Source organism: Acuticoccus kandeliae (assembly GCF_003073115.1).
Genome location: NZ_QBBV01000001.1, coordinates 1,936,953 through 1,950,674, shown reverse-complemented (window position 1 = coordinate 1,950,674; position 13,722 = coordinate 1,936,953). Strand labels below are relative to the sequence as shown.

The 13,722-nt window shown below is 69.2% G+C and carries 10 protein-coding genes; 4 read left to right on the top strand and 6 right to left on the bottom strand.

What is annotated here, in order from left to right:
* Positions 1-64: 64 nt before the first annotated feature.
* Positions 65-1,141, bottom strand: coding sequence for a type 2 periplasmic-binding domain-containing protein (locus tag DBV35_RS08885; protein WP_108659797.1), 1,077 nt, complete (start codon positions 1,139-1,141; stop codon positions 65-67).
* 427 nt (positions 1,142-1,568) lie between these two features.
* Between DBV35_RS08885 and DBV35_RS08880 the strand changes: the two genes are divergently transcribed.
* A complete protein-coding gene (locus tag DBV35_RS08880) occupies positions 1,569-3,722 on the top strand; it encodes a N,N-dimethylformamidase beta subunit family domain-containing protein (RefSeq protein ID WP_108659796.1) in 2,154 nt (717 codons plus the stop codon).
* A 1-nt stretch (position 3,723) separates the two neighbouring features.
* On the opposite strand, the gene DBV35_RS08875 is transcribed toward DBV35_RS08880, so the two are convergent.
* From DBV35_RS08875 to DBV35_RS08865, 3 genes are all read right to left on the bottom strand, one after another.
* Positions 3,724-4,836, bottom strand: coding sequence for a CaiB/BaiF CoA transferase family protein (locus DBV35_RS08875; protein WP_108659795.1), 1,113 nt, complete (start codon positions 4,834-4,836; stop codon positions 3,724-3,726).
* 78 nt (positions 4,837-4,914) lie between these two features.
* Complete coding sequence (locus tag DBV35_RS08870; protein ID WP_205648521.1) at positions 4,915-5,841, bottom strand: oxygenase MpaB family protein; 927 nt, start codon at positions 5,839-5,841, stop codon at positions 4,915-4,917.
* 87 nt (positions 5,842-5,928) lie between these two features.
* Positions 5,929-7,077 carry a M20 aminoacylase family protein gene (locus DBV35_RS08865; protein ID WP_108659793.1) on the bottom strand — a complete coding sequence of 383 codons (1,149 nt, stop codon included), beginning with the start codon at positions 7,075-7,077 and terminating at the stop codon, positions 5,929-5,931.
* 185 nt (positions 7,078-7,262) lie between these two features.
* On the opposite strand from DBV35_RS08865, the gene DBV35_RS08860 reads away from it, so the two are divergent.
* Together DBV35_RS08860 and DBV35_RS08855 are read left to right on the top strand one after the other, a co-directional pair.
* Positions 7,263-9,341: a hydantoinase/oxoprolinase family protein gene (locus DBV35_RS08860; RefSeq protein WP_108659792.1), complete on the top strand. Its 2,079-nt coding sequence runs from the start codon at positions 7,263-7,265 to the stop codon at positions 9,339-9,341.
* Positions 9,342-9,349: 8 nt separating this feature from the next.
* Entirely contained in the window at positions 9,350-10,990 is a 1,641-nt protein-coding gene (locus tag DBV35_RS08855; protein WP_108659791.1) for a hydantoinase B/oxoprolinase family protein, read from the top strand.
* Between the two features lie 5 nt (positions 10,991-10,995).
* Here DBV35_RS08855 and DBV35_RS08850 read toward each other — a convergent pair whose 3' ends face one another.
* Positions 10,996-11,751, bottom strand: a complete 756-nt coding sequence (locus DBV35_RS08850) for an acetoacetate decarboxylase (RefSeq protein WP_108659790.1) — start codon at positions 11,749-11,751, stop codon at positions 10,996-10,998.
* Between the two features lie 61 nt (positions 11,752-11,812).
* Positions 11,813-13,000, bottom strand: a complete 1,188-nt coding sequence (locus DBV35_RS08845; RefSeq protein ID WP_108659789.1) for a patatin-like phospholipase family protein — start codon at positions 12,998-13,000, stop codon at positions 11,813-11,815.
* A 302-nt stretch (positions 13,001-13,302) separates the two neighbouring features.
* Between DBV35_RS08845 and DBV35_RS08840 the strand changes: the two genes are divergently transcribed.
* Entirely contained in the window at positions 13,303-13,719 is a 417-nt protein-coding gene (locus DBV35_RS08840) for a hypothetical protein (RefSeq protein WP_108659788.1), read from the top strand.
* Positions 13,720-13,722: the final 3 nt, after the last annotated feature.

Sequence of the window (13,722 nt, the reverse complement as noted above, 5' to 3'; positions counted from 1 at the left end):
GATGGCGCGGGCGGGGCCTGCGCCATCGCGGAGTTGGGGGCGCCCGCGAGGGGCGCCGTCCGGCTTATTCGGCGGACGCAGCCGCGCGAGCACCCGGCTGGAAGCGGAACTCGGAGAGACCGGCGAGCGACTTCAGGAAGGCCGACTGGTCCTCGTAGACGCGCTTGAACCACTCGTTGTTCGCGGACTGCTCCTCGGCCCATTCGGCGGAGGCCTTGTTCACGGCGGCGACGAGGCTGTCCTCCACGACGATCATCTCGACGTTCGGGTTGTTCTTCATCACGTCATAGGCCGCGATGTCGAGCTTCACGTAGCCGAGATAGGATTCCAGCATCGTCATCTTGCCGGCGAGTTCCAGGAGCGACTTGTCCTTGTCGCTGATCTTCTCCCAGACCGCCTTGTTGTAGATGCAGTCATGGATGGCGCCGGGGGAATGCACGCCGGGCATCATGATGTACGGTGCGATCTTGTCGAAGCCTTCCTGGAGGTTGCCGCCGGGGCCGCCCCACTCGATGGCGTCGACGACCTTGCGCTCCAGCGCGGAGAACACTTCCGAGCCTGGCAGGACGACGGTGGAGACGCCGAGCTTCGGCGCGATCTCGGCCCAGGCGGAGGAGGTGCGCAGCTTGAGGCCGTTCAGATCCTCGACGGTGCGGACCGGCTTGTGGGCGTGCATGAAGATTTCGGTCTCGGTCACGCCGCAGGGGATCGCGACCACGTCGAACACGTCGTCCCGCCACTCCTTCCAGAGCGTGAGGCCGTTGCCGTTATAGAGCCACATCATGAGCTCTTCCGGCGTGCCGCCGCCCGGCCAGCCGCCGAAGAGGGCGCTCGTGCGATCCACCGCCCAGTCGTAGCCGCCCCAGGCATGGCCCATGTCGGCGATGCCCATCTGCACGGTCTCGGTGACCTTGAGGGCCGGGCCGAGGGCGCCCGCCGGGAAGACGTTGATCTTGATGCGGCCGTCGGTGATCTCGTTGACGATATCGGCATAGCGCGTCGCGCCGATCTCAAGCCAGTGACCGCCCGCCCAGGGGGTCGCCATGTTGATTTCGAGGGTGTCCTGCGCGACCGCGGCGGAACCCGTGCCGAGTGCGAGCGCCATCATGGCGGCACCCAGGGTCGTCCTCACTTTGCTCATCCAGTCTTCCTTTCGAGGTTGCTCGTTTCTCAGTGCGTCGAACGCGGGGCTCACCGCGTCGGCGATCGCGTCGAAGGCCGCACAATTCTGCCCGCTCGGCACCCGGTCATTGTGCAATGCAACATCGCACCGACGGCGCGGTCTGCGCCTCGGCGGAGCTGCCTTGTCCAGTCCCGGAGCGGGCCCACTCACTTACTAACCTGTAGGTAAGTAGGAGCAGATGCGTCCCCCCTGTCAATGGCTATTGCGGCGCAACAATTAGGCAGGGTGTGTGTGCTGCGGCGCGGCAGCCGGCGCCAATGCAAGACCCTCGCCAACTGGGTTTTGGCGCGGCGGGACGGACCCGTCTCGCCGGCCGAAGGGTGGACAGGGCGCGCCGGACCATCGAACAATCCCCGGCAAGATCCACAAAGCCGGAACGCGATCCGTGACATCACCGCACACACAGACGCTCCCGATCGTCGGCTACACCGACCGGGTCTCGGCCCGCCCCGGGGAGCGCATCGAGATCAAGGTCAGCGCAAAGGGTGAGCATTATACCGCCACGCTTCTGCGCATCCTGTGTGCGGACGCGAACCCGGCGGGACCGGGCCTCAAGTTCGAATCGCTGGATACGATCTTCGCCGGCACCTTCCCCGCGCGCCTCCAGAGCGTGACGCTCGGCTCATATGGGACGGTGCCGACCGGGCGCGTCTTCGACCGGCCGGTGAGCGTCGTCCGCTTCAAGGTCCAGCCCTGGCTTTTGAAGGATTCCCCGTCCGCCCTCCTCTCGCTCGGCGACGGCATCGGGTGGACGCTGGCAGCCACGAAGGACGCGCTCACCCTCACGGCCGCCGGCGAGAGCACGCCGCGTCTCACCCTCCCCGTCGCGATGAGGCGGCGCGCCTGGTACGCGCTCGCCCTCACCCTCGACCGCGCCGCCGGGCGCGCGCGCCTCGCGATCGACGGGCCGCAGGCGACCGGCTCGGCCGAGGGCGCGCTGCCCGCCTCACCCGCCGACGCGCCGCTCTTCATCGCGGCCCATGCCGAGGGCGGCACGATGGGCGGCCACTTCAACGGGCGGATCGAGACGGTGTCAGTCCACGCCGATCGCGCCGAGGGCGAGATGGTCGCGTCGTGGGATTTCTCGCGGATGATCGACACCCAGGCGATCATCGATGTCGGCCCGAGCGGCCTTCACGGCCACTTCGTCAACCTGCCGACGCGCGCGGTGCGGGGCTCGCTCTGGGACGGGACGGAACAATGCTGGCGCCATGCGCCGACGCACTACGCCGCCGTCCACTTCCACGAGGACGACATCCACGATTGCGCGTGGGAGACCGATTTCGCGATCACGATCCCGGACGACCTGCCGACGGGCGTCTACGGGGTGCGCCTCACCGGGGCGGACGCGCACGAGGACATCATCCCCTTCTTCGTCCCCCCGCCGCGGGGCACACGCACGGCCGACATCTGCTATCTCGCCTCGACCTTCACCTATCAGGCCTACGCGAATCACGCGCGCGGCAATCTCGACGACGCGATGAAGGGGCGGATCGCCGAATGGGGCACGCCGCCGGGGCCGGACAGCGTGCGCGATTACGGCTTCTCGACCTACAATTTTCACCCGGACGGGAGCGGCACGTCCTACTCCTCGCGCCTGCGGCCGGTGCTGACCTTCCGGCCGGGCTTCCTCACCTTCGCCGACCCGCGCGGCTCGGGCCTGCGCCACTTTCCGGCCGACTCCCACCTCCTCGAATTCATGCGCCGCAAGGACCTCGCCTTCGACATCGTCACCGACGAGGAGCTTCACCGCGAGGGCGTCGGCCTCCTCGCCGACTATCCGGTGGTGGTGACCGGGAGCCACCCCGAATATCACACCAAGGAGACGCTCGACGCGCTCGCCGCCTACCGCGACGGGGGCGGCAATCTCATCTATCTCGGCGGCAACGGCTTCTATTGGCGCATCGCGAAGTCGGACGCGCTGCCGGGCGTCCTTGAGATCCGGCGGGCCGAGACCGGGATCCGCGCCTGGGCGACCGAGCCCGGCGAGAACTACAACGCGCTCGACGGGGCCTATGGCGGCCTTTGGCGACGGAACGGACGTCCGCCCCAGGCGCTCGTCGGCGTCGGCTTTTCGGCGCAGGGCCTCTTCGACGGCTCCTACTATCGCCGCCTCCCCGCCTCCCACGACCCCGAAGTCGCCTGGGTGTTCGAGGGGATCGAGAACGAGATCATCGGCGACTACGGCCTCTCGGGCGGTGGCGCGGCGGGGTTCGAGCTCGACCGGGCCGACCGCGAGCTCGGCACGCCGGAGGGCGCGATCATCCTCGCGCGCAGCGAGGCGCACAGCGAAAGCTTCGTCCTCGTCCCCGAGGAGGTGCTGACCCACACCCGCACGGTGACGGGTGAGCCGCCGAAGGATCTCCTGCGCGCGGAGATCGTGCTGATGACGCTGCCGGGCGGCGGGTCGGTCTTCTCGGTCGGCTCGATCACGTTCTGCGGCAGCCTCCCCCACAACGACTTCGACAACGACGTCGCGCGCATGGTGGAGAACGTGCTGCGCCGCTTCCGCCGCGGCCCGCTGCGCGAGACCGCGTAGCTCAGCCGCGCGCGGTCGCGGCGGCGGCGCTCCAGCGGGCGAGCACCGCCTCGGCCGTCGTGGCGCCCGTTTCGGTCGGCGCCGCGTGCGTCGCGCTGAAGCGCGGCGCGGGGGCGGGCTGCGGGCACCCATCCCCATCGCCGAGCGGCACATAGGCCCCGCGCGCCCGGCTTTGCGGGTGGGTGGGCGCCTCGGCCATCGTGAGGACGGGGGTCACGCACGCGTCGGTGCCCGCGAAATGCTCCGCCCATTCGGCCACGCTCCGCGTCAGGAAACGCTCGCCGATCCGCTGCGCGAGCGCCGGCCAGGCGCACCGGTCGTGCTGGTTTACGCTCTCGGGGCAGATCCCGAGGCCGCCGATGAGCGCGGCGAAGAATTTCGGCTCCATCGCGCCGACCGCCACATAGCGCCCATCCGCGCACCGATAGCAGCGGTAGAAGGGCGCGCCCCCGTCGAGGAGGTTCGTCCCCCGCTCCTCCCCCCATTCGCCGGCATCCGCGAGCGCGAGGAAGAGGCTGAGGAGGAGCGGCACGCCGTCGATCATCGCCGCGTCGACCACCTGCCCCGTTCCGGTCGCGCGCGCGGAAATCACCGCCGCGAGCACGCCATAGGCGAGGAACATCGCCCCGCCCGCATAGTCGCCGAAGAGGTTGAGGGGCGGGAGTGGCGGGCCGTCCTTCTCGCCGACGGCCGACAGCGCGCCCGTCAGCGAGATGTAGTTGATGTCGTGCCCTGCGCGGTCGGCGAGCGGGCCGGTCTGCCCCCATCCCGTCATCCGCCCATAGACGAGGCGCTGGTTCGCCGCGAGCGCCACGTCCGGTCCGAGGCCGAGCCGCTCCATCACGCCGGGGCGGAAGCCTTCGAGGAGCACGTCCGCCTTCTCGACGAGGGCAAGGGCCGCGCTCCGCCCCTCGGCCGTCTTGAGGTCGAGCGGGGCGCTCGGGCGGCTTCGGTGGAGGATGCGGTTGCCGGCCTCCGCGTAGGCGGCCTGTCCGCCCGGCCGGGCGATGCGGACGATGTCGGCGCCGAGGTCGCCGAACAGCATCGCGCAGAGGGGAACGGGGCCGATCGCGTCGAACTCGACGACCCTCAGGCCCTGAAGCGGTCCGGCCATGCGCACCTCCCGTCGCGCTCGTCCCGGCGCGTTGCCGCATCATCCGGTGATTGCGCCCCGAACCGCAAGAGGCGGCCGTCAGCGCGTGTAGAGCGTGTCGGCCGGGAGGCCGAGGCGGCGGCAGGCGAGGACGGCGGGGTGGCGCGCGATCATGACCCGGTCGACGAGCGCCCCCATCCGCCGCACGAGAAAGGCCTCGCCGGGGCGCAGCCCATGCCGGCGGCCGAGCCCCAGCCGCTCGCGCAAAGGGACGGGCACGAGGTCCACCGCGGCGCGGATGAGGAGCGCCTGCACCGGGCGCAGCGGCAGGGGCACCAGCGGGGCCCGCCGGAGGGTCGCGAGATACTCGAACACGATCGGGTGGGCGACGAGGCGGGGATCCATCCGCGCGAAGAGCGCCTCCATCTCCGCGACGCTCCGCGGCGTGTGCAGCGCGCCATAGAGGCGGCCGGCGGTGACGCCCTCCGCATAGAGGCTGTCGAACTCGGCGGGCGAGAGCGGGGCGACATAGCGCGAATAAGCGGTCGCGAAGCCCCACATCGCGGTCGCCTGCACCCAGTCGAGAAGGTCAGAATCGTCGGCGCGATAGGCGACCCCTTCCGGTGTCTTCCCACTCACCTGCGCATGCGCGCGTCCGACTCCGGCGATCATCGCCTCCGCCTTGGAGCGCGCGCCGTAGACCGTGATCATCGCGGCGAGCCCGGTGCGCTGGAGGCGGCGGACCGGATCGTCGCGAAACGAGGTGTGCTCCCAGACGCCCGTGCGCACGCTGGGTTCCGCGAGCTCCAGGAAGACCGCGGCGACGCCGCCGATGAAGAGGGCGAGCGGGTTCTTGTAGACGCGCCAGGAGACCGAATCCGCGGCGACGAGCGCGGGCTCCCCGGGGGGTGTGAGGAAATCGAAGCCGCGCCCGTCGCCTTCGAGGAGGCGGGTCAGCGCTTCGCCCGCGCGCGCCTCGATCGGGCGCGGCAGCCGGATCGGCGCGTGGGCCGGATCCATGCTCATCGGCTCCCCCTCTTGCGGCCGATGCCGCTTCGCGCAGGAGGAACGGTCGATGGCGGCGCGGGGTTCATCCGCCGCGCCGCCGCACCGTCAGCGCGCGAAGGAGGCTTCGGCGAGCTTCACCCAGAAGTCGACGCCGACCGGGATCAGGTCGTCGTTGAAGTCGTAGCCGGCATTGTGGAGGATGTGGCCGTGCTCGGCCGGCCCGGCGCCGAGCCAGAAATAGCACCCCTTCTCCGCCTCCAGCATGTAGGCGAAATCCTCCGTCCCCATGGACGGCAATTCGCCCGTCAGCACCTTGTCCGCGCCGACCTCTTCCATCGCGACGCCGGTCACGAACGCGGCCGCCTCCGCGTCGTTGACGGTCGCCGGATAGCCGCGGCGGAAATCGACCTCGGCGCGCGCGCCGTGCGCGGCGGCGATCCCGTTCGCGATCTGCTTCATCCGCGCTTCGATCATCTTGCGCGTCTCGGCGCGGAAGGAGCGGGCCGTGCCGCGCAGCACCACCGTCTGCGGCACCGCGTTCCAGCTGTCGCCGGCGTGGATCTGCGTCACGCTCACCGTCGAGGCGTCGGCCGGATGGGTGTTGCGGCTCGCGATCAGCTGGAGCGCGCCCAGAATCTCGCCCGCGATGACGATCGCGTCGACGCCGAGATTGGGCATCCCGGCGTGCATCCCCTTCCCCTCGATGGTGATCTCGAACATGTCGGAGGCGGCCATCACCGGGCCGGGACGCACCGCGACGGCGCCGAACGGCAGGCCCGGCCAGTTGTGCGCGCCGTAAACCGCGTCGACCGGGAATTCCTTGAAGAGCCCGTCCTCGACCATCTTGCGCCCGCCCCCGCCGGTCTCCTCGGCGGGCTGGAAGACGAAGTGGACGGTGCCGGTCACCTTGTCGCTCGCCGCGAGGGCCTGGGCGGCGCCGAGCAGCATCGTCATGTGCCCGTCATGGCCGCAGGCGTGCATCACGCCGGACGTTTTGGAGCGGTATTCGAGGTTGGTCATCTCCTCGATCGGCAACGCGTCCATGTCGGCGCGCAGCGCAATCGCTCGCCCCTCGCCGCGTGACAGCGTGCCGACGACACCCGTGCCGCCGAGGCCGCGATGCACGCTGAGGCCGAAGCTCGCGAGCTTCTGCGCGACAAAATCCGACGTCGCCTTCTCCTCGTAGCCGAGCTCGGGGTGGGCATGCAGGTGGCGGCGCCAGGCCTTGAGGGTCTCGTTGGTGGTGTCGTCCATCGCGCGCGTCTCCGGGGCTGTCCGGAACGGGTCTATCGGGGATCGCGGCCGACCGGAAGGCCCGGCCGCCGCCGGCGCGACGCCGCGACATGCCCGAAACGCGGCCATTTGCGCGCCCATCGTCCCCCGGATTGACCCGCGGCCCGGCCCCTCGTTAGGTTCGCCGCGCCTCGCTGGACCCTGGGATGCTTCGACTCGGTATCGACATCGGCGGAACCTTCACGGATTTCGCCCTCATCGACGGTGCGCAAGAGCGCACGGTCGTTCACAAACGCCTCACGACGCCCGACGAACCTTCGCGCGCGGTGATCGACGGAATTTCCGCGATCGCTGCCGAGGCGGGGATCGCCGTCGGCGACATCGGCGAGATCGTCCACGGGACGACGCTCGTCACCAATGCGCTCATCGAGCGGCGCGGCGCGAAGGTCGGGATGCTCGTCACGGAAGGGTTCCGCGACACGTTCGATATCGGCCAGGAACAGCGCTACGACCTCTACGACCTGCGCCTGCGCTTCGCCGAGCCCCTGATCGCCCGGCGCCACCGCATGGAGATCAAGGAGCGCATCAGCCACACGGGCGCCGTGCTGACCCCGCTCGACGAGGCGGCGGTGGAAGAGGCCCTCACGACGCTCGTCGAGACGGAGGCGTGCGAGGCGATCGCGGTCTGCTATCTCCACGCCTACCGCAACCCCGCGCATGAGGAGGCGACGCGCGCCCTCATCGCGGCCCGCTATCCGGACCTCTTCGTCTCCACCTCGTCCGGCGTCTTCCCCTATGCGCGCGAGTTGGAGCGGTGGACGACCACCGCGGCCAACGCCTACGCGCAGCCGATGGTGGACCGCTATCTCGCCCGCCTCCTCGACGGGCTGACCGGCATCGGGTTCGCCGGAAGCCTCGCCATCATCGGCTCCGGCGGCGGGCTCCTCAGCCCGGAGACCGCGAGGCGCTACCCCGTGCGGCTCCTGGAATCCGGCCCCGCGGCCGGCGTCCTGATGGCCGCGCGCCTCAGCGACGTGCACGGCACCGAGAGCCTCCTCTCCTTCGACCTCGGCGGGACGACGGCGAAGGGCGCGCTCGTGCGCGGCGGCAAGCCCGCGAAGGCCTACACCTTCGAGGCGGCCCACACCTACAAGCACATGAGCGGCAGCGGGCTGAAGCTCCAGATCCCCGTCATCGACATGGTCGAGATCGGCGCGGGCGGCGGCAGCATCGTGCGCGTCGACGCGCTCGGCCTCCTGCGCGTCGGGCCGGAGAGCGCGGGCGCGGCGCCCGGCCCCGTCGCCTACGCGCGCGGCGGCAAGGCGCTCACCCTCACCGACGCGAACCTCGCCCTCGGCTATCTCGACCCCGACTATTTTCTCGGTGGGACGATGCCGCTCGACGCCGCGGCCGCCGAGCGGGCGCTCGCCGCGGTCGCAAAGCCACTCGACCTCGAGCCGCTTCGCGCCGCCTGGGGCATCCACGACATCGCCAATGAGGACATCGCGCGCGCCTTCCGGATGCACGCGACCGAGCGCGGCTTCGACTATCGCCGCTCCGGCATGGCCGCCTTCGGGGGCGGCGGGCCGATCCACGCCGCCCGCATCGCGCGCAAACTGAAGGTCCCCCACGTGATCTTCCCGGCAGGCGCCGGCGTCATGTCCGCGTTCGGGATGCTCGCGGGCGAGGTGCAGTTCGAGGTGATCCGCTCCGAGAGCGTCCGCCTCGACGCCCTGGAGCCCGACGCCTTCGCCGCGCGTCTCGCCGAACTCGCGGACGAGGCGAGCGCCTATCTGCGCGCTTCCGGCCTCTCCGACGAGGAGATCCGCGTCGAGCGCCGTCTCGACATGCGCTATTCGGGCCAGGGCTACGACATCGAGATCGTCCTGCCCGACGGTCCGGCCGACACGCTCGTCGCCGCCCTTCCGGGCCTCTTCGCCGAGGCCTATGGGCGCATCTTCGAGGTGACCCTCGCCGAGCCGATCGAGATCGTGAGCCTCAAGGTGGAGGCATCGGGCCCGCGCCCGGCGACGCTCGCCGTCTCCGGCTATGGCGGCGATGGGGACGCGGAGGCCGCGCTCAAGGGCTCGCGCCTCGCCTACTTCCCCACCGCCGGCGGCCTCATCGAGACGCCGGTCTACGACCGCTACCGCCTTGCCCCCGGCAGCGACATCATGGGGCCGGCGCTGATCGAGGAGCGGGAATCGACCGTCCTCCTCGATTCGGGCGATGTCGGCCTCGTCACCCCGTCGGGCGACATCGTCGCCATGATCGCGTCGAGCTGAGGCACCCCATGGCTGAGACCCAATTCGATCCGGTCGACCTCTCGATCCTGTGGGACCGGCTCTGCTCGATCACCGACGAGGGCGCGACGGCGCTGATCCGCACCTCCTTCTCCACGCTGGTGCGTGAGGGGTTCGACCTCTCGGTCCTCATCTTCGACGCCGACGGGCGGATGATCGCGCAGAGCAAGAAATGCATCCCGGTCTTCATCGGGACGGCGCCGGTCACGCTCTCGCACATGCTGAAGAAGTATGGCGGCAAGCTCGTCTCCGGCGATGTCGTGATCTCGAACGACCCGCAGATCGGCACCGGCCACATGTACGACCTCGCGGTCATGCGGCCGATCTTCCGCGACGGGACGGTCGCGGGCTACGCGATGAGCATCACGCACCTGCCCGATATCGGTGGCATGGGCTTCTCCGTCTCCGCACGCGAGATCTACCATGAGGGCCTGCGCCTCCCGATCCTGAAGCTCGTGAAGGCGGGCGTGATCGACGAGGACGTGATCGAGCTGATCCGCCTCAATGTGCGCGTCCCCGACCAGGTGATGGGCGACATCCATGCGAGCGTCGCGTCCACCACGGTCGTCGCGCGCCACGTGCTCGACTTCATGGAGGAGTACGACCTCGCGTCTCTGACACCGCTCGCCGACGAGATCCTGCGCCAGACCGAGGCGGCGGTGCGCAAGGCCCTCCTCGCCCTCCCGGACGCCGAATATACGAGCGAGACCGACGTCGAGGCGTTCGACGAGATCCGCACGCTGAAGTGCCGCGTCATCAAGACGGGCGACACGCTGACGGTCGATTTCGAGGGAACGGGCCCCTGCGTCGGGGCGGGCATCAACGTGCCCTTCCCCTACACGCGCTCGATGGCGCTCTACGCGATCAAGTGCCTGACGACGCCGGACATCCCGAACAATGACGGCTCGACCGTGCCGATCGACGTGGTCGCCCCCGTCGGCTCGATCCTGCACGCCCTGCCGCCCGCCCCCTCGGCGGGCCGCCACACGATCGGCCATTTCGTGGTGCCGCTGATCTTCAGCGCAATGGCCGAGATCGTGCCGGACCGCGTCACCGCCGCCTCCGGCCTCACCGACATCCTGACCGTCCAGGGCCGGCACCCCGACGGGACGCCCCTCTCGGCGACCTATTTCGCGGCCGGCGGCTTCGGCGCCCTCTCCGGCCTCGACGGGCGGCAGACGACGCCGGGCTCCTCCAATATCGGCACCAACCCGGTCGAGATCTTCGAGCCGATGAGCGGCCTTCTGATCGAAAAGAAGGCGATGCGGCCGGACTCCGGCGGCGCCGGCGAGTTCCACGGCGGCGCGGGGCAGACGATCGTGCTGCGCAACGTGTCCGGCCACGACATGACCGTCTTCACCATGGGCAACCGCACCCAGTTCCCGGCGACCGGCCTCTTCGGTGGCAAGCCGGGCGCGCTGCGCGAGCACTGGATCGACGGGGAGAAGGTGAGCGCGCAGGGCCGCCACGTGCTCGCCCCCGGCAGCGCGCTGACGCTCCACCAGGCGGGCGGCGGCGGCTACGGCCCGCCCGCGCGGCGCCCGACGGTGGAGGTGAAGAAGGACCTCGAGAAGGGCTTCCTCTCCCCCGACGGGGCGGCGCGCATCTATGGCGTGCGCTGGGAGCGCTGAGGCTCTCAGTCCTTCAGATAGTCGTGGATCACCTCGCCGAGGCCGAGGGTGATGTCGGCGATATAGTGGCTCGCCTTCACGACCTCGAGGACGGGGAGCTTGGCGACGTCGCAGCTCACATGCTCGAAGAGCTGTAGCGCGGCCGGCCCCTCCCACGCACCCTTCAGGACAATGTCCTCCATGTAGTAGCGCACGAGCTCGCACACGCGCGCCGTGCCGTCCACATGCGGGATGATCTTGATCATGAAGGCCGGGTTCTTCATCCCCTTGAGGACGGCGTCCATGTCGGCTTCGCGGTGCTTGTAGCCCATCGTCGCCGTGACGCAGAGGACCGAGCCGTAGTGGAGCGTCCCGACCAGCGTCTCCTGCTCGTGGACGAGCTTGGGTGAGGCGAGCTTCTTCGGAAAGCCCCAGATCTCGCGCCCGCCGGCGATCGGCGAATTGTCGTCGAGATACATCGCGTGGACATAGCCGCCGGTCTGCACCTCGCCCGAGGGCGTCGTGTAGCGCACGGGGATGACCTGGCCGGTCTCGGTATAGTCGCCGAAGCCGGTGGAGTCCGGCATCCGGATGAACTCGTAGGCCACCAGGTCGCCGACCACCTCCAGCGGCTCCGGCACCATGGCGCGCAGCTTCTCCGGATCGGTCCGATAGGTGATCACAACGAATTCGCGGTTGTAGAACTTGTAGGGTGGCTTCGGATAGGCCGGGTTGTTGAGCGGCATCGCGAAGGCCTTGGCGCGCACGTCAGCGATCTTCATGGGTTCATCCGTGTTGCGTGAGACGGGGACGGAGGGGCCGGGACGACGCGCGCGCGGCGCGTCAGGTCAGTTCGGCGATGTCGAAGGTGGCGACGCCGTCGGGCGATTGGGGCCGCTGGAGCACCACCGGGAAGCGCAGCGTGCGGATCGCGTCGTTGTACCCGCTCGCCCAATGCTCTTCCATGGTCAGGCGCGAGAACTCGTAGTCCTTGGAGGACCCTTCGTAGTTCTTCGCCCGGTAGATCAGGTGGACGATGTTGTAGACCTTCTTGTCCGCCTCGTGCATCAGCGCGGCGAGCTCCGGATCATCCTCCAGCGCGGCGCGATCCGGCAGATGTTCGAGGAGATTGCAGAGCGCGCGCCGCATCCGCTGCATCTTGCGGAACTGGTCGGTCGCCGCGCGGGTGCGGCTCGAGAAGCGGATGTCCTTCTGGCGCAATTCCTGGCTGAGGAGGTCGCGCGGGAACTCGCCGCGCGAGCTCCACAGGTCCACCTGGAAGGCCAGCGTGTCCTTGCGCGGCTTGTTCTCCAGCACCCACTGGAGCGGCGTGTTGGAGACGAGCCCGCCGTCCCAATAGAACTCGCCGTCGACCTTCGCGGCCGGGAAGCCGGGCGGCAGCGCCCCGCTCGCCATCACGTGTTCGGGGCCGATATGGTGGCTGGTGGAATCGAAATAGGCGAAATTGCCCGACCGCACGTTCACCGCGCCGACGCTGAAGCGCATCTCGCCCGCGTTGAGGCGGTCGAAATCCACGAGCTCCTCGAGCGTGGAGCGCAGCGGGCTCACGTCATAGAAACTCTGCGCCTCGATGCTGCCGGGCGGGTGGAAGAAGGGCGGGATCGTGCGGGGCTGGAAGAAGTTCGGCGCGCCGCCCATCAGCGTCGAGAAGGCGCGCGTCTGGTTGAGGATCTGGTGGGCGAAGTCGCCCCGCGGGGTCATGTCGCCGAGGAACGAGAGCATCGCCGAGGTCGCGTTCGCCGGCGGCGTCGTGATGCGCTCCCAGAAGCGGCGCAGCGCCTCGACCCGCTTTTCCTTGGGGTTTCCGGCGATCAGCGCGCAGTTGATGGCGCCGATCGATATTCCGGCAACCCAATCCGGGTGGAGATCGGCCTCCGAAAGGGCCTGATAGACGCCCGCCTGGTACGCGCCCAAGGCGCCGCCCCCCTGTAACAGAAGCGCGATCCTCTCGAACGGGACAGAGGATCGAGGGCCGACATTCTTGAGTTTCGCGGGGCTCGGTGGGCTCATCGACGATCATCCATGGCGAGAACTTGGCCAATTGCGCGCTGCAGCGTGCGCAAATCTGCTCCCCTCCCCACGTGCATGGGAATGCCGGAGAAATCGAGCACTTTTATATCAAAGCCTTTTGGTGGCGTCATTGTGAACGAATCGGCGATGAGAGTGGCGAAGCTCGCGAAAAAATTTCAAAAAGTGTTGCCTGCATGTGTCGGGTTGCAAACGCGGAACATGTCAGGAGAGCGACCTGCGGGATCTCTCATGTCGTGATGGCGAAACGAACGATCCCAGACAAGAAAACACGAGAGGTGACCATGCTACGCACTTTCGCCCTATCGCTCCTCATCGCCTTCAGTCTCGGCGCGACCGCCAAGGCGCAGACGCTCGGCTATGCCGACGCGGTGACGATTTTGTCCCGCGACTGCGGCAACGACATCGAGCGTTTCTGCCGCACGGCGAACCTCGCCAATTTCGGCATCACGCGCTGCCTTGCCGAGAACGCCTCGCGCATCAGCGGTCAGTGCTCGACCTCGCTCGTGCAGGTGCGCAACTCCCTCGCCGCCCGCCAGCAGGCGCAGGCCGAGGTCTGGCGCGTGTGTGACCGCGACGCCCAGCGCCGCTGCCCGATGACCCAGCGCGGCCGCGGCTTCGTGCTTGCCTGCCTCATCACCGCCGAGCGCAGCGTCAGCCAGGCCTGCAACCAAGCGATCACGAACGCCGGCTGGCGTTGAGAG